We start from the raw sequence: 1,062 nt of genomic DNA on the forward strand, positions 1-1,062 counted from the left end.
TCGCGGGCGCGCAGGGCCGCCGCCTGGCGGCGGAACGCCGCCGCGACCTCGTCCGCGTGGCCCACCAGCACCCGCGCCCCGCCCCGGTGGGGTGCGGCCGTCCCGGGCGGGATACGGGCCAGCAGCGGTTCGGCGCCCCGGACGGCGTGCTGCCCGGCCAGGACCGCCGCCTGCCAACTGGGCCCGTCCCCGGCCGGGTCGTGCCGTTCGCAGCGGTACTGGGCGTACATCGCCTCGGTGAGCAGGGCGGAGGTCCGGGCGCGGCGCAGCGCCCCGCCCGGACGGCCGGTGCCGGTCAGCACGGCGACCGTCTCGCGCAGCGCGTCCGCGCTGTCCTCCAGCAGCGCGGCGGCGCGCCGGCGCAGGTCCTGGGCGCCGCCGCGGGGCCAGGCGCAGAGCCCGGCGAGGAGGCCGATCGCCGCCCCGGTGGCGACGTTGACCACCCGGGCCTCCGCCAGCCGCCAGCTCGCGGGCGCCAGCTGGGTGAAGACGAGGGCGACCACCAGGGTGAAGAGCCCCTGGCCCCAGGCCTGTCCGAGCGCGGGTCCGGCGGTGAAGGCGATCAGCATCACCGGCGGCAGTGCGAGGGCGTAGACCAGCGGGTGCTCCCCCACCGCCAGCAGCACCGCGGCGGTGGCCGCGGCGCCCAGCGCCGTCCCGACCAGCGCGGGGCGCAGGGTCATCCGGGTGTCGGCGGCGCTGGTGCGCATCAGGGTGAGCGTGGCGAGCAGCACCCAGAAGCCGTGCGACAGGTCGAGGCCGCCGGCCAGCAGCCGGGCCGCGCCCAGGGCGCCCGCGGTGCGCAGGGCGTTGCGGAAGGCGACCGAGCGCGGGGTGAGGTTGGCCCGGAACCGGCGCCACCGGAGCAGCGGGGCGGGGTCGTAGGCGTACCAGAACGGTCCGGGCCGCTGGTCGGCGGGCGTCTCGTCGGGCGGCAGCGGCGCGCGGCGGCCGACCCGCACCGCCCGGACGACGAAGCGGGCGCCCTCGGCCGAGTCCAGGGCGGCGGTGCCGAGCGCCGGTCCGGCGCGATCGGTGTGACCGGTGCGACCGGTGCGACCG

The 1,062-nt window shown here is 79.8% G+C and carries 1 protein-coding gene; it reads right to left on the bottom strand.

The features are described 5' to 3' along the window. A partial coding sequence (locus BI06_RS48810; RefSeq protein ID WP_199523410.1) for an FUSC family protein occupies nucleotides 1–1,062 on the bottom strand: 1,062 nt, incomplete at both ends.

Source organism: Kitasatospora sp. MBT66, assembly GCF_000710405.2.
GTDB lineage: Bacteria > Actinomycetota > Actinomycetes > Streptomycetales > Streptomycetaceae > Kitasatospora > Kitasatospora purpeofusca.